The sequence below is a fragment of the Sulfurospirillum sp. UCH001 genome (assembly GCF_001548035.1).
Lineage (GTDB): Bacteria > Campylobacterota > Campylobacteria > Campylobacterales > Sulfurospirillaceae > Sulfurospirillum.
Genome location: NZ_AP014723.1, coordinates 490243 through 509755, shown reverse-complemented (window position 1 = coordinate 509755; position 19513 = coordinate 490243). Strand labels below are relative to the sequence as shown.

Annotated in this window: 22 protein-coding genes; 3 read left to right on the top strand and 19 right to left on the bottom strand. The window is 35.7% G+C overall.

Features of this window, described 5'->3' with window-relative positions:
- Nucleotides 1-37 precede the first annotated feature (37 nt).
- The 3 genes from UCH001_RS02600 to UCH001_RS02590 are packed head-to-tail and all read right to left on the bottom strand — an operon-like array spanning nucleotide 38 to nucleotide 2222.
- Nucleotides 38-673 carry a lysophospholipid acyltransferase family protein gene (locus tag UCH001_RS02600; RefSeq protein ID WP_067173964.1) on the bottom strand — a complete coding sequence of 212 codons (636 nt, stop codon included), beginning with the start codon at nucleotides 671-673 and terminating at the stop codon, nucleotides 38-40.
- Complete coding sequence (gene miaB / locus UCH001_RS02595) at nucleotides 654-1919, bottom strand: tRNA (N6-isopentenyl adenosine(37)-C2)-methylthiotransferase MiaB (protein ID WP_067178444.1); 1266 nt, start codon at nucleotides 1917-1919, stop codon at nucleotides 654-656. The genes UCH001_RS02600 and miaB overlap by 20 nt, the downstream gene beginning before the upstream one ends.
- Nucleotides 1920-1979: 60 nt before the next feature.
- The gene (locus tag UCH001_RS02590) at nucleotides 1980-2222 is read right to left on the bottom strand and encodes an HP0268 family nuclease (protein ID WP_025343768.1); all 243 of its coding nucleotides are present in this window, start codon (nucleotides 2220-2222) and stop codon (nucleotides 1980-1982) included.
- Nucleotides 2223-2474: 252 nt separating this feature from the next.
- Here UCH001_RS02590 and nusA point away from each other — a divergent pair, with 252 nt between their 5' ends.
- Complete coding sequence (nusA, locus tag UCH001_RS02585) at nucleotides 2475-3599, top strand: transcription termination factor NusA (protein ID WP_067173961.1); 1125 nt, start codon at nucleotides 2475-2477, stop codon at nucleotides 3597-3599.
- Nucleotides 3600-3655: 56 nt separating this feature from the next.
- Here the strand turns inward: nusA and UCH001_RS13250 are convergent, their stop codons facing one another.
- The 6 genes from UCH001_RS13250 to gap are packed head-to-tail and all read right to left on the bottom strand — an operon-like array spanning nucleotide 3656 to nucleotide 8566.
- Nucleotides 3656-3808, bottom strand: a complete 153-nt coding sequence (locus UCH001_RS13250) for a hypothetical protein (protein WP_173636807.1) — start codon at nucleotides 3806-3808, stop codon at nucleotides 3656-3658.
- Between the two features lie 21 nt (nucleotides 3809-3829).
- The gene (locus tag UCH001_RS02580; protein WP_067173958.1) at nucleotides 3830-4795 is read right to left on the bottom strand and encodes an ABC transporter permease; all 966 of its coding nucleotides are present in this window, start codon (nucleotides 4793-4795) and stop codon (nucleotides 3830-3832) included.
- An 8-nt stretch (nucleotides 4796-4803) separates the two neighbouring features.
- Nucleotides 4804-5625 carry an enoyl-ACP reductase FabI gene (fabI, locus tag UCH001_RS02575; RefSeq protein WP_067173955.1) on the bottom strand — a complete coding sequence of 274 codons (822 nt, stop codon included), beginning with the start codon at nucleotides 5623-5625 and terminating at the stop codon, nucleotides 4804-4806.
- 14 nt (nucleotides 5626-5639) lie between these two features.
- Nucleotides 5640-6353, bottom strand: a complete 714-nt coding sequence (locus UCH001_RS02570) for a triose-phosphate isomerase (protein ID WP_067173954.1) — start codon at nucleotides 6351-6353, stop codon at nucleotides 5640-5642.
- 2 nt (nucleotides 6354-6355) lie between these two features.
- Nucleotides 6356-7555 carry a phosphoglycerate kinase gene (gene pgk, locus UCH001_RS02565; protein ID WP_067173951.1) on the bottom strand — a complete coding sequence of 400 codons (1200 nt, stop codon included), beginning with the start codon at nucleotides 7553-7555 and terminating at the stop codon, nucleotides 6356-6358.
- Nucleotides 7556-7567: 12 nt separating this feature from the next.
- Complete coding sequence (gene gap, locus UCH001_RS02560) at nucleotides 7568-8566, bottom strand: type I glyceraldehyde-3-phosphate dehydrogenase (RefSeq protein WP_067173950.1); 999 nt, start codon at nucleotides 8564-8566, stop codon at nucleotides 7568-7570.
- 114 nt (nucleotides 8567-8680) lie between these two features.
- Between gap and nadD the strand changes: the two genes are divergently transcribed.
- On the top strand, nucleotides 8681-9562 hold the full coding sequence (gene nadD / locus UCH001_RS02555; RefSeq protein WP_067173947.1) for a nicotinate (nicotinamide) nucleotide adenylyltransferase: 882 nt from the start codon (nucleotides 8681-8683) through the stop codon (nucleotides 9560-9562).
- Nucleotides 9563-9607: 45 nt separating this feature from the next.
- Here the strand turns inward: nadD and UCH001_RS02550 are convergent, their stop codons facing one another.
- On the bottom strand, nucleotides 9608-10636 hold the full coding sequence (locus UCH001_RS02550) for a cytochrome-c peroxidase (protein WP_067173945.1): 1029 nt from the start codon (nucleotides 10634-10636) through the stop codon (nucleotides 9608-9610).
- 172 nt (nucleotides 10637-10808) lie between these two features.
- Here UCH001_RS02550 and UCH001_RS02545 point away from each other — a divergent pair, with 172 nt between their 5' ends.
- Nucleotides 10809-11219 (top strand): Fur family transcriptional regulator, encoded by a 411-nt coding sequence (locus tag UCH001_RS02545; protein WP_067173942.1) that lies wholly within the window; start codon nucleotides 10809-10811, stop codon nucleotides 11217-11219.
- A 52-nt stretch (nucleotides 11220-11271) separates the two neighbouring features.
- Here UCH001_RS02545 and UCH001_RS02540 read toward each other — a convergent pair whose 3' ends face one another.
- The 9 genes from UCH001_RS02540 to rpsB all read right to left on the bottom strand — a co-directional run bounded on the left by UCH001_RS02540 (nucleotide 11272) and on the right by rpsB (nucleotide 19484).
- The gene (locus UCH001_RS02540) at nucleotides 11272-12108 is read right to left on the bottom strand and encodes a DNA/RNA non-specific endonuclease (RefSeq protein ID WP_067178443.1); all 837 of its coding nucleotides are present in this window, start codon (nucleotides 12106-12108) and stop codon (nucleotides 11272-11274) included.
- Nucleotides 12109-12117: 9 nt separating this feature from the next.
- Nucleotides 12118-13704: an arginine--tRNA ligase gene (gene argS / locus UCH001_RS02535; RefSeq protein ID WP_067173939.1), complete on the bottom strand. Its 1587-nt coding sequence runs from the start codon at nucleotides 13702-13704 to the stop codon at nucleotides 12118-12120.
- A 9-nt stretch (nucleotides 13705-13713) separates the two neighbouring features.
- Entirely contained in the window at nucleotides 13714-13947 is a 234-nt protein-coding gene (locus UCH001_RS02530) for a twin-arginine translocase TatA/TatE family subunit (protein WP_067173937.1), read from the bottom strand.
- A gap of 81 nt (nucleotides 13948-14028) precedes the next feature.
- Nucleotides 14029-14643, bottom strand: coding sequence for a guanylate kinase (gmk, locus tag UCH001_RS02525; RefSeq protein ID WP_067173935.1), 615 nt, complete (start codon nucleotides 14641-14643; stop codon nucleotides 14029-14031).
- A gap of 2 nt (nucleotides 14644-14645) precedes the next feature.
- Nucleotides 14646-15842 carry a hypothetical protein gene (locus tag UCH001_RS02520; RefSeq protein WP_067173932.1) on the bottom strand — a complete coding sequence of 399 codons (1197 nt, stop codon included), beginning with the start codon at nucleotides 15840-15842 and terminating at the stop codon, nucleotides 14646-14648.
- Between the two features lie 305 nt (nucleotides 15843-16147).
- Complete coding sequence (fliR, locus tag UCH001_RS02515; protein WP_067173929.1) at nucleotides 16148-16921, bottom strand: flagellar biosynthetic protein FliR; 774 nt, start codon at nucleotides 16919-16921, stop codon at nucleotides 16148-16150.
- 1 nt (nucleotide 16922) lies between these two features.
- Nucleotides 16923-17567 (bottom strand): ABC transporter ATP-binding protein, encoded by a 645-nt coding sequence (locus tag UCH001_RS02510; RefSeq protein ID WP_067173926.1) that lies wholly within the window; start codon nucleotides 17565-17567, stop codon nucleotides 16923-16925.
- Between the two features lie 58 nt (nucleotides 17568-17625).
- Complete coding sequence (gene tsf / locus UCH001_RS02505) at nucleotides 17626-18693, bottom strand: translation elongation factor Ts (RefSeq protein WP_067173924.1); 1068 nt, start codon at nucleotides 18691-18693, stop codon at nucleotides 17626-17628.
- On the bottom strand, nucleotides 18693-19484 hold the full coding sequence (gene rpsB, locus UCH001_RS02500; protein ID WP_067173921.1) for a 30S ribosomal protein S2: 792 nt from the start codon (nucleotides 19482-19484) through the stop codon (nucleotides 18693-18695). The genes tsf and rpsB overlap by 1 nt, the downstream gene beginning before the upstream one ends.
- Nucleotides 19485-19513 lie beyond the last annotated feature (29 nt).

Here is a 19513-nt window from a genome sequence, read left to right as displayed (position 1 = left end):
ATATCAAGCAAAAGTAATACCATTTGATTGTATAGAATCAAGCAGCATGTTCCAAAAGACGTTTTTTAATAAGATCTTTTGCCTCTTCTAAAGAGAGATCATGGACATAAAAAGGATCACTAAAATAAAAATGTAGCGTACTAAAAGGTTTTGGAATACAAAACTTATCCCAACTGTTCATCCGCCAACATGATGATGGCTGACATGTAATAGCAATCACTGGCGCTTCTTTTTTCATAGCAAGAATGGCTGCTCCATCTGCAACACTATGCCTCGGTCCTCGTGGACCATCAGGCGTTAAGGCGACATCACGCCCCTTCTGAAGAGATTTTAAAGCATTTCTTAACACAGAAGCTCCGCCTTTAGATGAACTTCCACGTATCGTTCCTCCACCAAAAAGTTGCATAAGTCTTGCCACTAATTCACCATCAAAATGATTACTCACAATGGTATCAACTTCTCTTCGCTGTGTATAATACGTATAAGCTGCTGCAGCCATAAGAATTTCACCATGCCAAAGCACATAAATACTAGGATTTAATGAACCATTATGCGATAGATGAAATTTCTTCTTACAGGTTAAAAATAAAAGTTTGATGAGTATGTAAACCAGTGGCGGGATAATCCACACCAAAAGTTTACGTTTCGTATTTTTAGAGAACAAGTTCGCCATAAAGTGAAAGTCGTTTTGGATTAGTGATTTTAATATTGACTGTTTGTCCTAATAAGTTTTCATCACCTTTAATCTGTACAAGAGCATTATTATCACTTCTACCTGCTAAAAAACCACTATTACGTAATTCATCTATATACACAGAATAAATTTTGTCACGATGTGATTCGGCAATTTCATCTAAGATTTCATCTTGAAGCAGTTGTAAGCGTTCAAGTCTAGCGGAGCCTATCTCAGAATCAATTTGATTGGTAAATTCTGCTGCTTTCGTTAATGGTCTTGGAGAATATTTAAATGCAAAAATTTGCTCAAATTTCACTTGTCTCATTACATCAAGAGTATCTTCAAAATCTTCTTCACTCTCTCCAGGGAAAGCAACGATGATATCCGTGCTAATCGAAACATCAGGAATCATTTCACGAAGTTTTAAAGCACGATTTAAAAACCACTCTTTACTGTAGCCTCTTTTCATCTGTTCTAAAATATGTGTTGAGCCACTCTGTAATGGCATATGCATGGATTTGCATACTTTAGGGTTATTTGCAAATGTTTCTAAAAATTTATCGTCCATGTGTAATGGATGAGGCGATGTAAAACGAATACGCTCTACTTCAGGGATTTCACTGATAAGATTCAAAAGGTCAGAAAAATCGATATTGTAGTCAATGGAGCCGCTAAAACGTCTGCCATAATTATTGACATTTTGACCCAGTAAAAAGATCTCTTTTGCTCCGTTTTGTGCAGCTTTACGTGCTTCATTGACAATAAGATCTGCAGGAATAGAAATTTCTTCACCTCTTGTTTGAGGTACAATACAGTAGGTGCATTTTTTGTCACAGCCAATAGAGATATTGACATACGCTTTATACAAACTATTACGGTACTCACCAAAGGCGTACGTACTTTCATCATAATCGGTATCAACACTTAAAAATTTATCTGTATTGACTGCTGTAGAAATTTTCGAAACATTACGCGCACCGATTACAAAACTCACATAAGGTGCTCGTCTAAAAATCTCTTTTCCTAAATGGCTTGCTGTACAACCGCATACACCGATCTTTGCACCTTCTTTCTTTTGAAGGTTATACTTACCAATTTCTGAAAAAAGTTTACTCACAGGTTTTTCACGTACACTACAGGTGTTGATCAAGATAAGATCAGCATCTTGTACGTTACTGGTTAAAACATAATTTTCTCTATCCCCAAGTTCGGCAATGATGTGCTCTGAATCTCGCACATTCATTGCGCAACCAAGGGTTTCTATATAAAGCTTTTTTTCTTCTAAAATACCCAAAATTTAGCCTTAGAGAATATGTACTTCGTACATGTAATCGCTCTCGCCTAAGCCGTAACGAATATCTCTTAAATAAACGCTGAAACCTTGTGCTTCAAAATGCTCAACAAGTGCTACAAGGTCTTTGTGAGAGTTTTCTTTATCAAAATAAAAAATCTTTTGGCCCTCTTTTTCGATAATCTCAGTCACTTTGTCTAATGTAATTGTCTTTGGTTTTCCATTAATTTCATTTCTTGCTAATTTAATTTCCATCGTAAACCTCTTTTCTATCGAGAAAATTATCGTATGTGTCCACTATGCACAAAGATATATCGCGAAGTATACTTTATTTTCGATAAATTCCTCATTAAAAGTAAACAAACGCTTACTCATAAAGAAAAATAAAAGAAGATTTTGGCTATAATCCTTATTCTTCACCGCAATCGTTTAAATTTCCATTTTGATTTTTCATCATTGCGATTATCACACATGACATAAAAAATATGTATCTTTTTAAGGAAACTTATGGAAAAAATTGTAGACATTATAGAATCTATTGCCCATGAAAAGGGGCTTGACATTAACGAAGTGAAAAATACCGTTACTGTAGCACTTATCAAGACTGCTAAACGTGTTTACGGTTCTGAATACGAATACGGCGCAGAAATTGATCCTGCAACAAAAACACTTAAACTCTATCAAAAAGTTATTGTAGTTGCACCTGATGATGAAAGACTATTAGAAGGTAATGAAAATTTTATTGCTATAAAAGAGGCAAAAGAAGTCGATCCTGATATAGAGATTGGTGATGAACTAACCTATGAATTACCATTAGATAATTTAGGCAGAACAGCTGCAGCTACACTTCAAAAAGAGCTTGAATACCATATTCAGCGTCTTTTAGAAAATAATATTTTTGAGAAATACCAAAAATTAGTTGGCAAAACTGTTTTTGGTACGGTTGTTCGTATCGACAACGATGAAAACACTTATATTGAGATTGAAGAGATTAGAGCAGTATTGCCACGTAAAAACCGTATTAAAGGCGAAAAATTTAAAATTGGCAATGTTGTCAAAAGTGTTATTCGCAAAGTTCTTATCGATAAATCACAAGGTATGTATGTTGAACTTTCACGTACAAGCCCAAAATTTTTAGAGTCTCTTTTAGAACTTGAGGTTCCTGAAATTAAAGATGAGATGATTAAAATCGTAGGAAGTGCCAGAATTCCAGGCGAGAGAGCAAAAATTGCATTAAGTTCTTTACATCCAAATATCGATGCTGTTGGTGCAACGGTTGGAACAAAAGGCGTAAGAATCAATGCTGTCAGTAAAGAGTTACACAATGAAAATATTGATTGTATTGAGTACTCAAACATTCCAGAAATTTTTATCGCTCGTGCACTTTCACCTGCCATTATCTCAAATGTAAAAATTCAAAATGGTAAAGCCATTGTTACACTACCAAGCGATCAAAAATCAAAAGCAATCGGTAAAAATGGTATTAATATTCGTTTAACATCTATGCTTACTGGATTTGAAATAGAATTAGTAGAATCAGGTTCATCTACAGTTTCTGCAGAATCTTCTAGCCACGATGATCAACCTGAACGCGATCCAAATGCCTTAAAAAATCTTTTCGGTGGCTTATAATTAATTGCTTCTCTTACGTGTAAAGTTTGAAACTTTACACGTAACCACGTTATTCTTTACTCAGTTTTCTCTTTAACGTAGCTTGCACCATCATTGATCTTTTCTTTTGTCCATTCATAACCGTCTTTTGCATCCTTTTTTATACCACCCCATGTTGCGCAACCACTTATAAGTCCAACTAATATAAGAGCTAAAAAAATACTTTTCACTATTTGATCCTTGAAAATTATTTATCCTCTACGTTTAAAATGAGGATTGAGTTTTGTTAAAACCAAATCGGCAATCATATTACCTAATAAAGTTAAAAATGATGAAATAATGAGTATCCCCATAATGACGGGATAATCACGACTGAGTGCGCTTTGATAAAAAAGAAGTCCCATACCATTAATAGCAAAGATAGACTCTAGAATGACACTACCACCAATAAGACCAGGTAGGGAAAGCCCTAAAATAGTTATAATAGGAGGTGAAAGATTCGGGAGAATAAAGCGCATTAAAAGAGCTCTTCCTTCAATACCTCTACTTTTGGCAAAAAAGATGTAGTCACTTTTTAAAATATTGATCGTTAAACTTCTCACATACAAAATTAAGCTGCCTAATCCTCCAAAAACCATAACAAAAATAGGCAAAACTAAATGCCATGCCATATCAGCAATATAAACAATGCCTTGCCCACTAATGCCTTGAGAATGAAGCCCTGAAATAGGAAAAACTTTCCAGTAAACGGAAAAAAGAATCACTAAAAGTAAAGAGAGGTAAAATGAAGGCATCGCATAACTGATAAGCGCAAGCTGTTTGACACTTTTATCATAAAAACTTGACTGCTTCATAGCTGATTTTATGCCCCAATAAAGGGCTAAAATAAAGACTAAAATCATACTAATGACATTCATTAATAACGTAATTGGCAGGCGTTCAAGAATCTCATCGCGTACGGCTTTACCACTTGCAAATGAAATCCCAAAATCAAGTTGCAACATAGCTTTAAACCAAGAAAAAAACTGCACAGACAAAGATTGATCAAGCCCATAAACACGCTTTAGTTGCTCTAGTGCTTCAGGAGTAATATTTGGATTGAGATCGCCACTAGCGAAAAAAGAGTTAGGAGCGAGATGAATCGCTCCAAAAGAGATAAGAGAGATAATACAGAGCATAAGTACCACATAACAAAGTTTTTGCAGTACTAGCTTCATGTTTTTCCTTACTTTTTCATATCCCAAGCAAGTACAGTATGGCCTTCTTCATCTGTCTCATCCATACCCATACCCATAATGCTATAGCCAGCATCTACATAGTGAATCTCACCTGTAACACCACTTGCAAGATCACTTAAAAGATACATTCCACTGTTACCGACTTCATCTGTTGTAACATTTTTACGAAGTGGTGCATTGATTTCATTCCAATTTAGGATCATTCTAAAATCGCCAATACCACTAGCTGCAAGTGTTTTGATAGGACCTGCACTGATAGCATTCACACGAATGCCTCTACTTCCAAGATCAACAGCAAGGTAACGTACACATGCTTCTAATGCTGCTTTAGCAACACCCATAACATTATAGTGAGGAACATAACGTGGTCCACCTAAGTATGTTAACGTCAAGATTGAGCCATTGTCATTCATAACAGGTAAACACGCGCGAGAGAGTGAAACCAGTGAATACGCAGATGTTCCAAGAGCAATGTCAAATGCTTCTTTAGTCGTATCTACAAATTTGCCACTCAATGCTTCTTTAGGTGCATACGCAACAGAGTGAACCACAAAATCAATCTTGCCAAAATCTTTTTCCAAAGAAGCTGTTAAAGCCTCTAAATGGGCTGGATTGTTAATGTCAAGTTCATACACTTTATCACAGCCGAATTCTTCAGCGATAGGGCGAACTCTTTTTTCTAGTTGCTCATTTAAATACGTAAATGCTAACTCCGCACCTTGTTCTTTACACGCCTTAGCGATTCCATATGCAATAGATTTATTATTAGCAATTCCTACGATAAGACCTTTTTTACCTTTCATGAACATAACTCAAACTCCTCTTATTTTTTTACAGTATCAGCGATGCGAATCATCTCACAAAACGCTTTTTCATTCCAGCTTGCTGTGCCAACTAACACACCTTCGCACGCTTTCACATTCAAAATAGATTCAATATTCTCTACTTTTACACTGCCACCATACAGTAACGGCGCAGAGAGTTTCTCTTGAAGTCTTGTTAAAACTTCTTCGATATCTTCTAAACTTGCACTAAGCCCTGTACCAATAGCCCAAACTGGTTCATATGCGATAACAAGCCTATCATAATGAATGTCAATGCCTTCAAATTGCTCCCAGAGATAACTCATAATCGCATCAATGCCTTGCATACGAATTTCTTGAGGCTCTCCTATACAATAAACAATTTCCACTTCTCTGGCTTTCGCAAAGTCATATTTTGCTGCAATAAAACTCTGTGACTCTTTTAAAATATGACGTCTTTCACTGTGTCCAATCAATACGGTATCGATACCAAACTCTTCAAGTTGTTCAAAACCAATTTCACCTGTATATGAACCACTTTGAATTGGATAAAAGTTTTGAGCGCCTACTTTGATATTTTGTATCTCATCAAACCGATCCAATGCGGTAAAGGGAGCAAAAATACGTACATTTTGCTCGCTTTTTGTATGAGAAACAAATGTTTGTATCTCTTTTATAAATGCTTTAGCAGAACCTCTAGTGTAGTTTGTTTTGAAATTTGAAGCAATGATCATGCTTACTCAGTCTCACTTGTACTTAGTACTTTAACACCTGGAAGGATTTTTCCTTCGATGAGTTCTAAACTCGCACCACCACCGGTTGAGATAAATGTCATCTCATCAGCGTCACCTGCACGTGCAACCACATCAGCAGTATCACCACCACCTACAACCGTTGTTGCATGTGCTTCTGCGATGACATGAGACATTTTAAAGCTGCCTTTAGAGAATTTTTCGAGTTCAAATACACCCATTGGACCATTCCAAAGAATCGTTTGAGCATCTGCTAACGCTTCTCTAAATAGACGTGACGTTGCAGGTCCAATATCAAGGCCCATCCAACCTTTTGGAATTTCTTGAACGGTAACAAACTTAATCGTTGCATCTTGTGAACATGTCTGGGCAGCAACCACATCAACAGGTAAGTAAAGTTTTACACCTAGACGTTTTGCTTCTTCCATGACACGACTTGCTTCATCAAGAAGTTCATCTTCTACCAATGAATTACCGATATCAAGTCCTTGCGCTTTAAGGAAAGTAAATGCCATACCTCCACCAATGACCAATTTATCAACACGCGGAAGAAGATTAACCAATGCTTGGAGTTTTCCACTCACTTTACTTCCGCCAACAACGGCAACAAACGGGCGTGTTGGGCGACGAAGAAGATTTTTAGAAAATTCAACTTCTTTTTGAAGTAAAAATCCAGCAGCAGAACTCTTTTCATTGAAATAATGTGTGATAGCTTCAACCGAAGCGTGTGCACGGTGACATACACCAAATGCGTCATTGATATACACTTCTGCCATATCAGCTAAAGCTTTAGCAAATTCTTCATCATTAGCAGTTTCGCCTTTGCAAAAACGAAGATTCTCTAAAAGTAAAATCTCTCCTGGCTGCAATGCCGCTGCTTTTTCAGATGCATCTTTGCCAATGACATCTGTAGCAAGAATAACTTCTTTCTCCAAAAGACGTTTAAGTCTCATTTGAACAGGTGCTAGTGAGTATTTTTCATCCACTACACCTTTTGGACGACCTAGGTGGCTTGCTAGAATGATAGAACAACCATGATCTAGACAGTAACGAATGGTAGGGATTGCTGAACGTACACGTCTATCATCAGTGATATTAGCAAACTCATCTAAAGGCACATTGAAATCACAACGAATAAAAACTTTTTTACCTGCAATATCCAAATCTCTAATAGAGCGAATCATTCCTTATCCTTTTTATTTGCTTACGTGTACAGCCATATCAACTAAACGAGTCGAATAGCCCCATTCGTTGTCATACCAAGCCATCACTTTAACCATATTGCCGCCAATGACTTGTGTTAAATCTGTTGCAACAATTGAACTCCATGTTGTCGTTATAAAATCCTGTGAAACTCTTTGCTCAACATCTACTTCTAAAATACCTTTTAAATTTCCATTCGCATGTTGTGTGAAAAGTGCATTCACTTCTTCTTTTGTTGTATCTTTTTTAATAACAACGTTAAGGTCAACAATAGAAACATTTGGAGTTGGTACACGAACACTTTGTCCATGTAAACGACCTTTGAGGTGTGGAAGTACTAAACCAATAGCCTTCGCTGCGCCGGTACTGGTTGGAATCATATTGATCGCAGCAGCACGCGCACGACGTAAATCTTTACTGTGTTTAACATCTAAAATATTTTGATCATTTGTGTAAGAGTGAACCGTTGTCATCAAACCTTTGTCAATACCAAAAGCATCATCTAAAATCTTAGCTACTGGCCCTAAACAGTTTGTTGTACAACTTGCATTAGAAACGATGGCTTGACCAGCATATTTGTCTTCATTCACACCGATAACAAACGTTGGAGTATCATCTTTTGCAGGAGCAGACATAACGACTTTCTTAATGCCATTGTCAATAAAAACTTGTGTATCTTTTTGTGTGAGAAGCGCGCCCGTACATTCAAGGACAACATCCACACCATAGTCTGCAAAATTCAAAGCTTTAGGATCACGGGTTGAAAACATTTTAACTTTTGCTTTTCCTATTTGCATATAATCATTCTCTAATAACTCAACTGTTCCAGGGAAAATACCATGTACGCTATCGTATTTGAGTAATTGTTTAGTCATAGAACGATCTGCCGTATCGTTGACACACACCAACTCAACATCATCTCGTGAATCAATAATTCTTGCAACACATCTTCCAATGCGGCCAAATCCATTTATAGCAATTTTGAGTGCCATAGGTATTCCTTTTGATATAATAGTCGTTTTAATCCATCTGCTTTCATTTAGGAAAGCGAATTATTTTAGCAAAAATGATGTATAAAAAAGTTTAAAGTCCATGGAGTCCCACAGTTGAACATAGCTATCTTTGGTGGATCATTTGATCCTCCACATACCGGGCATGAGCTCATTGTCAAAAAAGCCTTAGAAATCCTTGATATTGACAAGCTTCTCATCGTAACAACCTATCTCAGTCCCTTTAAAGAAAATTTTTGTGCTCCTGCTGACTTACGACAAAGCTGGCTGGCTAAAATCTTTGAAGGCATTGACAAAGTAGAAATTTTTTCATACGAATGTGACCAAAAAAGACAGGTTCCTACCATTGAAACCGTTTTACATATTAAAAGTTTATATCCTGATGCTAAACTCTTTTTGATTGTTGGAAGCGATAGTTTTGCCTCACTTCCAAAATGGAATCGTTATGACGAACTCTGTACACTTGTTGAATTTGTTGTAGCACCAAGGGGAGAATTTACACCGCCAAAAGACTTGAAAATTTTGCCAATTAATGTTAATATCAGCTCTTCAAAGCTCCGCTCATTTTTGGACCATAGATTTATCCCCAAAGCCATCGAAAATGAAGTGATAGCGTTTTATACAAGGAATCCAATGGATAATAGAATTGAAAGAATCGTAACTGCATTAAGCGATAAAAAAGCAGAAGATATACAAGTATTTGATATGACAGGCAAAGACTACTTTGTCAATACCGTTGTTATTGCAACAACAATGGGTGAGAGACATGGGCTTTCACTACTCGACCATCTAAAAACAGAACTTAAAGGTGCAGGTGAAAGTTTCTTACACGTTGATGCTGATGAGAATTGGACAGTCATTGATATGGGAGATGTACTCATTCATCTTATGACACCGCAATACCGCCAAAAATATAATTTAGAACTTTTCCTCAAAGAAAGAGAAGATGAGATGAAAAAAGTAAGAGGCGTAGAATAAACCATAAAAACACCTTCCTAGCAAAACTAGGAAGGTCATACTACACTAAAATTTAGCGTCAGGTTTTGGCGTTTTTTCACTACTTTCAGGTAACTCAGGATAAATAATCACTGGTTTTCTACCTTTCAATGCTTTCAAAAATGTTTCAATCTTTGTACTCTCCGCATCGCTAATACTAATTCCAAGCTGAGTGCTGCCCATCTCTTTGATAGCGTCTTTAAGCGTCCAAATTGCACCATTGTGGAAGTATGGTACTGTCTCTGAGATATTTCTTAATGTTGGTGTTTTGACCATACCATTCTGATCACCTTTAAAATCACCGACTTGTGCAAATTTATATTTACCAGCTACTTGGAATGGTTGCATCGTTCCTCCTAGTGCAATACCGTTATGGCAACTTGCACATCCTTTATCTATAAACACCTCAAGTCCCTCTTTTTCTGCTTTAGAGAGTGCATTATCTTTTCCATTCATAAAGTCATCAAAACGAGATGGTGTCACCAAGGTTTTTTCAAAAATTGCAATGGTTGAAGTAATTTTTTCAAAGTTAATTTTTACATTATCTCCATATGCACCCTTAAAAAATTCAACATATTCAGGAATGGAATTGATACGTTCTTCAACTAACTTTGGTGGCGCTGCCATTTCTGGTCCTGCTTGTACTGGACCTTGTGCTTGATCTGCTAAGTGAGGACTTCTTCCATCCCAAAATTGCGCCTTAAAAAATGCGGCATTATAAACTGTTGGAGAATTTAGGTGATGTGGATTCGCTGTCCAGCCATGCCCAATTGCTGCACTAATTCCATCTGTTCCACCTGTTGCTAAATTATGACACGTATTACAGCTAATGATGGAGCTTTTTGACATTCGAGGATCAAAATAAAGTTTTTTTCCCAACTCAACCTTAGCATCAGTTATTGGATCTTTAGGATCATCAATTAATTTTAAAATTTCCAATTGGCTTACAGGAATAGCTTCTATCCCATTTTGTTTAACCTTATCAACAAGGCTATTTGCACCCAAAACAACAGTTGCACTGAGTGCACAAAGACTAAGTACCTTAGAAATCTGCATTTCTTCTCCTTTTTAAGATTATAAAAAGAAGTATATGAATAATTATCTTAAATAGTAATTAATATTAATTAGAATAATTTACTATTATATTTTTAAATAAATAGGATAGTTAATATCTTATTAAGTTCAGCTCCTATAAAATTTTATATTATATATAAAGGACAGTATTCAAATGGATCGGTTTAAAGACGTTTTAAAAGCAAGCAATCTCAAATCTACACATCAAAGGCTTGCCATTTTAGATGCAATCGATCACTTTGGTCATGTTGACATCGATACACTGTATGATTTTATTTTCCAAAAGTATCCTACAATGTCGAAAGCAACACTTTATCGTAATATCAATGATCTGATCTCTTTTCATATCTTAGAAGAGGTAAAACTTCCACAGCAAAAACAACAATATGAAATCAAAAAAGTCCCTCATATTCATCTTTTATGCAGTGAATGTGGAAGTGTCGAAGACATGTTTGTTGAAACAAAACCTCTTTTAGAAACTATCACTTCAAAAAGTGGTTTTTATATTAACAATAGCTTTATTGTAATGAATGGTATATGTAAATCATGCCATCTCAAAAAGTAAAATATCAAAGTGACAGTTTTTGATGACATCGTTTAAATCTTATAAAATGGTATTAAAACCAAGGTGCTAGATTAATCTCTTTTTCTAATATGATTTCTAGGCTATCTTCTAATTGATGTAAAAAATCAAAGCCACTACGACGTTCAACTTCATCAATGCTTACAATATATTTTTCAATACGATCATTTGTTTTAGCATTTTGAGGCACAATGACTGCTAATACTTTAATCGTACCATTTTCCTCAATACCAGCATAGATTTTATAAAATGCATCAGGGATTTCAACAAAACGTGAGCTTTTTAAGTGTGTTATCTTCTCATCAAACAATGGTCCTGTATAAACCCATACCTCTTTAAATTTTGAGGTAAAAGATTCAAGTTCAATCTCTTCTAAACGTTGCCAAAGTTTTTGATTGAGCGATGGTTTTTGAGGGGTGATATTCGTCATTAAAAAAGTTTCTATTTGTGCTTGTTTTCCATAAAGAAGTGAAATGGCATGATTAGGAGCCATGTGCCCTCTATCATATCCACTATTCGTATAGTCATTTGAGTCAATGAATCCGAAATTGCGCCAATCAGCATTAAAGTTTTCAGGGCGTTTTAAACGAGGCGCATTTTCACTTGGGGGAGTTAGTTTATAAACAACCCATAAAGGGTTGCCTTTGATATCGGAATAACCAACCATATAAGCACTATTTCTGAAAATTCGTGTATAGGTCTGAATGGAGTTGTCCATGGCTTTAGGGATACCAGCAAAAGCCATTGTATCACGTGCAATGAAAACTTCATACGAGTACGATAGCCCTCCTAAAAGGAAGGCTATGATTAAGGCTTTTGGATTTCTAATTACGAATGTTAGAATTGACGAAATGAGGTTTAGTCTTCTCACAACCACACTCTACATTTTGTCTTTTGCGTCAATACCTATAAGTTTAAGTCCTACACGAAGAGACAATCCAACAACAGCAAAAAGCTTCAGAAGTTTTGATTCATCAACACTTCCAACAACGCGGTTTTCATTATAGAATTTGTGCAAACTTGCAGCAAGGTTCTTCAGATATTCGGTCACTTTTTGTACTTGTCTCGAGTGAAATGCGTCTTCTAAAACTTCTGGTAATAAAAGAGCACTAAAAAGAAGATTTTGTGCATCTTCACTAAGGTTTTCAAGCTTTACATTTTGTACATCACTAAGGCTTTTTTCTGCTTTTGCAAAAATTTGATTAATACGAGCATGTGCGTAATTAATATAGAAAATTGGATTATTGCTGTCTTCTTGTTTAAAGACATCTACATCAAATTCAAGATGTGTGTCAGATTTTTTGCTTAAAAAAACAAAACGAAGCGCATCACTGCCCACTTCACTTACAACATCACTCATCAAAATGAAATTTCCTGCGCGTTTACTCATCTTATATGGCTCACCACCCTTAAGAAGAGAAACCATTTGAGCTAAAAGAACTTCAAGTTTTTGTTCATCATAACCTAAAAAGTTTATCGCTGCTTTTACACGTGTGATATACCCATGATGATCAGCACCCCAGATATTGATGTATTTATCGTAGTTTCTTTGAAATTTATTATCGTGATAGATGATATCGCCTGCAAGATACGTTGGTCTACCATCTTCTCTTACAACAACACGATCTTTTTCATCGCCAAGCTCTGTAGAACGAATCCAAATTTTACCACCGTCTTCATAGGTTTTATCGTTTTTTTGGAGTTTTGCAAAGCTTTCATCCCATTTATCATAAAGAGATTTTTCACTGACAAATTGTTCAAATTCAATACCAACGTCGGCAAGATTAGATTTAATGAGTTCAAGCATCTTATCTTTGCCCCACACAGAAAGCGTTTTGATATTTGCTTCATCTTCAAAAATAGCATTACCGAGTTCAGCTTTAGCAACATGTGCTAAATCAACAATATACTCTCCACGATAAAACTCTTCTGGCCATTCAACATATACACGAAGAATATGCTCACGTCCTGCAAGATAAATAGAAAGACCTAAAAGATCTACTTGGTTACCAGCATCATTAACATAATACTCTGTCGTGATTTTATATCCTAAATGAGAACCAATACGAGATAAAGCATCACCAATTACTGCACCACGTGCGTGTCCAATATGCAAAGGTCCTGTTGGGTTTGCACTCACGTATTCGAGTAAGATTGTTTCGCTTTGTTCATCTTTACCAAATAGAGTTTCATTCTGAATTGCCCATGTAGCATACTGATCCAAGAATTGTTCACTCAACTTGAAATTGATATACCCTTTAATAGGTGTCACTTCTTGGAATATTTCTCCAGTATCAAACTGAGTACAAATCTCTTCTGCAATAGCAATAGGTGATTTTTTTAACTCTTTAGCTAGAGAAAAAGCGATAGGCGTAGCGTAATGACCAAAAGAGAGATTGGTAGGTTTTTCTAAAACAAACTCTCTTTGTAATTTCTCTTTAATAACACGAATAACCGATTTTTTCAATACATAACCTTATACAGATTTTTTTTCATCTGTGTGTGCTGCTGTTGTTGTAGCAGTAGATTCAGGTTTTGATTCTACTTGATCCACAGTCGTTTTAACTTCTTCATCTTCTTTGATAGCTTTTTTAAAATCTTTCATACCTTGACCAATGCCTTTTGCAAGTTCTGGTATTTTTTTAGCACCAAATAGTAAAACAACAACTGCTAAAATAACTAACCAATGACCTATACTAAATGAACCCATACTATCTCCTTTGTCTTAATGACGATATACTTTATCTTGATATTGTAGCATTTTTTTATAAACTAAAAATGAACCACTTTTTTATTCGATATTTGCCCAAGCACTGATAAACTCACCTAAGTCCATCAACTCCATTTTTTTCCGCGAAGTATATGCAATTGCTAGCAAATCATGTAAAGCTGTTTTAAAATCATCGTTAATTAACACATAATCATATTCCCTTATACGTGTCATCTCAGAAACAGCGTTAGCAAGACGTTTTTCGATGACCTCTGAACTATCTGTCCCTCTACTAATCAGTCTTTCTTTCAAACTTTTCTGATCAGGTGTCGTAATGAAAACAGATGTAATTAAGCTTCCAAACTTCTCACGAGCAATTTTGTGTCCTTGTACATCAATATCGCAGATGACCAGTTTTCCTGCATGTAACTCTTTTAAAATTGGTTTGAGTGATGTTCCATAATAATTATCATGGACTTTTGCCCATTCTAAAAAAAATCCTGCATCCATGTCTTTTTCAAACTCTTCTTTGGAGATGAAATGGTAATTAATCCCATCCACTTCACCTTCACGAATAGATCGTGTTGTACTTGAAATCGAAAAATAAGAATCTGTAATTTCTTTCAGGACCTCTTTCATTAAAGAGCTTTTACCTGAACCACTCGGTCCTGAGATGACTAAAAGGTTACCTTTCACTTCTACTCTTTTTCATCAAATGTAATAGAAATATTAAGACGCATACCTTTAAGAGCTTCACGCAAAATGTCACTTTGTGCTAAACTTGAAATACTTTTCGCAATACTACTTTCTATTTCATCACGAATGACTTCAATTTCATGGCTTTTTGATTCAGGAACAACTAGTGTTGGAGCTGAAACCTCATTCTCTTCAATCTCTTCTCCAAATGCCTGTTTCAACATGTTCTCATTGAGATCATCTAAGGAATCAATATCACCTATTTGATCCAAATTGCCTAGTGCTACATCGATTTTTGGGAGTAATGCTTCCTCTTCTAGTACTTGCTCTTTTTCTTCTTCAATTTTTTCATCAATCACTTCTGCAAAGTCATCGATAATCTCTTCTTGATTTTCCTCTACAGAAGTATTGCTCTCTGATTCAAATGACTCTGTCATTGTATCTTCTTCAACAGGTAATGCCATTTCTTCAAGATTCAACTCTTCAGCAGTCTCTTCCTCTTCTTCAATACCTAATAGCTCATTATTCATCAAAGGATCTTCTTCTCTCTCTTTTTCATCAAAGAAAAATGTTCCAGCAGTATCATCTTCTTCTCCTAATGCGTCAAGTGACAATGCAGCAATTTCTTTTTCATCATCATCATTCTCGTCACTTTCATCTAAGAGTTGTTTTACTTCATTAATATCATCTTTATCTAGAATAGAAGGATTATGTTCTTCTTCGAAATCATTTTCTTCTGCTTCAAGAGTATTGACAGTATCATGGTGCTCATTTTCTTCAAAATCAAAATCTTCAAACGAAGTTACGTCTTCTTTTCCTAAAGGTTCAACATCATCAAAAGAGAAATTATCATCGCTGTGTGACAACTCTTTTTCATCCGATGTCTTTGAATCAAATAATTCATCTTCTAAATTTAAATCATCTAATTCCAAATCATCAAAAGTGAGTTTTTCACTATTTTCTTCCTCTTCTTTAAAATCATCTGGATGCTCTTCCAATAAATTGATTGGTAGCATATCATCATCTTCAGCATCAATTTTATCAATATCAAATGCATCAGCATCTTCTTTATCGGCTTGAGAAATAGGCTCTTCCTCATTTGGCTCTTCTAACTTATGGCTTGCAATAACATTTTTAATCTTATCCATCAAAACTAAAAAATCCGTTGGTAAGAAAGGCTTTTCCAAAGAAACATTCATTGCCTCAGGTTTTTTAGCACCTCTTTGACAAATATAAACAACATAGTCACACCCTGTATGTTCACGTAGTCCTGCTACTGCACTCTCTTCGTAAAGTTCATTGTCAACTAAAATGACATCATATGTTGTGAGTGGTACTAAGCCACATAATCTTCGAACTCGTCTAACTCATACCCAGCTTTTTCGGCACTAAGTTTGATTAATCTTGAAACAGCGGGATTATTATTGAGTAGTAACAGGCGCATGCTCACTCCTGAATGAGAATTAATAACTCTCATTGTAGTATAAAAAAATTTATGATTGCTTTAACGGACAAAAAGAAGTGTCAAATGGTTCAATGCTTCGATAAACTCTTTTTTAAAGAGAAGCATGATAGAGCTTAAAGTGGCAACAATTACAATAAATGAAACCGTAATTTTAATGGGGAAACCAATAACCAAAAGGTTAAATTGTGGCATTGTTTTCATAAGCATTCCAAAAACCACATCTAAAAGTAAAGAAAAAGCAACAACGGGAAATGAAAGAATAAATCCATAGACAAACATCCCTGTCATAGCTTTGAGCAGATACGTTAACATATTCGTCTGAGGATAAAAGTTTCCTAACGGCAAAAGAGTCAATGAATCCGCAATAAAAAGTAGCATTTGGTGATGCCCGTTAAATGCAAGAACAACCATAAGACCAATTAAGGAAAGTATTTGTGACAATATAGGGATAGAGGTACTTGTTTGTGGGTCAATAACACTCGCCATTGTAAAACCCATAATAAACGAAATTTGCATACCTGCCATTTGTAAAATAGAAATCGTAATAGTTAAAAATAGCCCCGCAACGAAACCAATCAGTAATTCACCAACTATTGCAAGTGTAAGATTCAGTAATGTTGGAGTCACCTGTAAGGCAGGCAAAAGTGGAAATAGAAAAATAACCATAAAAAACGTCATAGATGTTTTAATAGTTAATGGAATATTTGCGTGAGAGAAAAAAGGAAAAAAAGCGAAAAGCCCACTAATTCTAGCAAATAGAAGAAAGAATAGAATCACTTGATGTTCACCAAAAAGTTTAACCAGTGACTCCACGTTATGCTTCCTCTTTTAATCCATCCACATGGAGATGGCGTACATATGTACACTGTTTGGCTAACTGATGATTATGTGTCACTAAAAGCAGTGCAGCATTCTCTTTTTCAATGTATTCAAATAAAACATTCATAACCTCTTGGGCTGTTTTGTCATCCAAGTTTCCTGTTGGTTCATCTGCAAAAATAATTTTAGGTTTTTTGGCAAGAACACGAGCAATAGAAACACGCTGTTGTTGCCCGCCAGAAAGATCGCCTACTCTATAATGCATAAAATCAGCGATACCCAAACGCTCTAATATTCCTTTATCGATTGTTTTATCACTAATAAATGAAGCTAGTTCAATATTTTCATTAGCAAAAAAACCTTTAAACAGATAGTGCGATTGAAAAATAATGCCTACGTCATAACGTCTAAGCTTTAATCTTGCATCATCATTATCGTGATAAATATTATGATCACACAAAATTACTTCACCGTTATTTGGTTTCAGCAAGGTTGAACAAATATGCAAAAGCGTTGATTTTCCACTACCGCTGACACCTAAAATGGCCATTGATTCTTTAGGAGCAAGATCAAAATGAACATTCTCGAAAAGAAGATAATCAAAAGCGTGTGAAATATTTTGTACGTGAAGTAAAGACATCAATGTCCTTCAAAGAGAGGGGTGAAGAGTCTCCTCTTCACCACAAAGAATTTAATACTTATTTAAGCTGCTCAGCAACTTCGCTAGCGAAGTCACATGCTTTTTTCTCTAAGCCTTCACCAAGTTCGAAACGAACATAGCCAACAAGCTCGATTTTACCACCAAGTTCTTTAGCTTTTTCTTCAACAACTTGTGCAATGGTTTTTTTATCATCCATAACATAGAATTGGCTTAAAAGTGTATATTGTTGATCAAGTTGTGTGTTATCAGCGATAAAACGCTCAATTTGACCAGGAATGATTTTGTCCCAGATTTGCTCAGGTTTGCCTTGTGCTTTAAGCTCAGCTTGCATTTCTTTCTTAGCGTTCTCTAAAACAGCATCTGTTAATTGAACACGAGAAACAAAAAGCGGCATACGTTTAAGAGGTTTCTTAAGACGTGCTAACTCTTCATTCTCTTTTTCAATATCAGCTTTGATACCAATAGTCTCTTTCTCAACAAACTCAGGATCGAGTTCTGTATAGCTTAAGAAACTTGGTTTCATAGCTGCTGCATGCATACAAAGATTTCTAATAAATTCACCTGCAGCTGCAGCCGTTTTTTCGCTATCACAACTTGCAGCAATGAGAACACCTACACGGCCATTTGAATGAACATAACCATTTACAATGCCATTTGCTCCAGCTTTTAATGTTGCAAAGCGTCTAACAACTAAGTTCTCACCAATTGTAGCAACTTTAGTAGCAAAGTATTCTTCAAACACAGTACCATTGATAGTTGTTTTCATCAACTCTTCAGTTGATTCAACATTTGTCGCTTGGATATGTGCTGTTGTCTCTTTTGTTAAATTAATGAAACCTTCATTTTTTGCAACGAAGTCAGTTTCAGCATTAATTTCACTAACAGTTGCCATTTTTAAGCTTGGGTCAACGAAAACATTCACCAAACCTTCACTTGCAAGTCTATCAGCTTTTTTAGCTGCTTTACCAAGACCTTTTTCTCTTAAAAGGTCTTTTGCTGCCTCAAAATCACCATCGGTATCGACTAGTGCTTTTTTGCAGTCCATCATACCAGCCCCAGTGGACTCACGTAGTTCTTTTACTAAAGCAGCGGTAATCTCAGCCATTATTCGCCTTCCTCTACTGCAAATTCTTCTTCGCTTAATGCTTCGTCAATAATCTCTTTTTTCTCTTCTTCGCTTACTTCAGCTGCTTCTTCAGTTGCTGGAGCATCTTTTGAACGGATTTCATAACCCTCAGTCATTGCTTCACACATCTCTTTACAGAAAAGTTGAATTGAACGAATCGCATCATCATTTCCTGGAATTGGAAGATCAACAACATCTGGATCACAGTTGGTATCAAGTGGAGCTACAACAGTAATTCCAAGTCTTCTTGCTTCTTGAACTGCAATTTTCTCTTTTACAGTGTCAATAACAAAAATCATATCTGGTAAGTTTTTCATATTTCTGATACCACCAAGATAATCAAGAAGTTTCTCTTTTTTTCTTCTAAGCATTAACGCTTCTTTTTTAGTAAGAAGGTCAATTTGTCCATCTTCTTCCATTTTCTCGATGATGTCAAGTTTACGGATTGATTGTCTGATTGTTTGATAGTTTGTTAACATACCACCTAACCATCTGTGGTTAACATATGGCATACCACATTTCTCAGCGTATTCTTTAATCGCTTGGCTAGCTTGTTTTTTTGTACCGACAAAAAGCATTGTTTTGCCTTCTGCTGCTGCATCTTTTACAACATTGTATGTATATCTGAAGTAACGTAGTGTTTTTTGTAAATCTACGATATAGATATTTTTTCTTTCACCGAAGATGAATTTTTTCATCTTTGGATTCCAACGTCTTGTTTGGTGTCCGAAGTGTACACCACACTCTAGTAGGTCTTTCATGGTTACCATGAAGCGCTCCTTATGTTTTTTTGGTTTAG

Coding starts and splice junctions, on each gene's coding strand:
- fabI (WP_067173955.1), bottom strand. CDS start 5,625: ATGTTCATGAAAGGTAAAAAAGGTCTTATCGTAGGAATTGCTAATAAT.
- gap (WP_067173950.1), bottom strand. CDS start 8,566: ATGGCACTCAAAATTGCTATAAATGGATTTGGCCGCATTGGAAGATGT.
- pgk (WP_067173951.1), bottom strand. CDS start 7,555: ATGATTCGCTCTATTAGAGATTTGGATATTGCAGGTAAAAAAGTTTTT.
- miaB (WP_067178444.1), bottom strand. CDS start 1,919: ATGAATGTGCGAGATTCAGAGCACATCATTGCCGAACTTGGGGATAGA.
- UCH001_RS02600 (WP_067173964.1), bottom strand. CDS start 673: ATGGCGAACTTGTTCTCTAAAAATACGAAACGTAAACTTTTGGTGTGG.
- UCH001_RS02590 (WP_025343768.1), bottom strand. CDS start 2,222: ATGGAAATTAAATTAGCAAGAAATGAAATTAATGGAAAACCAAAGACA.
- UCH001_RS02580 (WP_067173958.1), bottom strand. CDS start 4,795: ATGAAGCTAGTACTGCAAAAACTTTGTTATGTGGTACTTATGCTCTGT.
- UCH001_RS02545 (WP_067173942.1), top strand. CDS start 10,809: ATGGATCGGTTTAAAGACGTTTTAAAAGCAAGCAATCTCAAATCTACA.
- tsf (WP_067173924.1), bottom strand. CDS start 18,693: ATGGCTGAGATTACCGCTGCTTTAGTAAAAGAACTACGTGAGTCCACT.
- UCH001_RS02570 (WP_067173954.1), bottom strand. CDS start 6,353: ATGATCATTGCTTCAAATTTCAAAACAAACTACACTAGAGGTTCTGCT.
- UCH001_RS02520 (WP_067173932.1), bottom strand. CDS start 15,842: ATGAATGTTTCTTTGGAAAAGCCTTTCTTACCAACGGATTTTTTAGTT.
- nusA (WP_067173961.1), top strand. CDS start 2,475: ATGGAAAAAATTGTAGACATTATAGAATCTATTGCCCATGAAAAGGGG.
- rpsB (WP_067173921.1), bottom strand. CDS start 19,484: ATGGTAACCATGAAAGACCTACTAGAGTGTGGTGTACACTTCGGACAC.
- UCH001_RS02550 (WP_067173945.1), bottom strand. CDS start 10,636: ATGCAGATTTCTAAGGTACTTAGTCTTTGTGCACTCAGTGCAACTGTT.
- UCH001_RS02530 (WP_067173937.1), bottom strand. CDS start 13,947: ATGGGTTCATTTAGTATAGGTCATTGGTTAGTTATTTTAGCAGTTGTT.
- UCH001_RS02510 (WP_067173926.1), bottom strand. CDS start 17,567: ATGTCTTTACTTCACGTACAAAATATTTCACACGCTTTTGATTATCTT.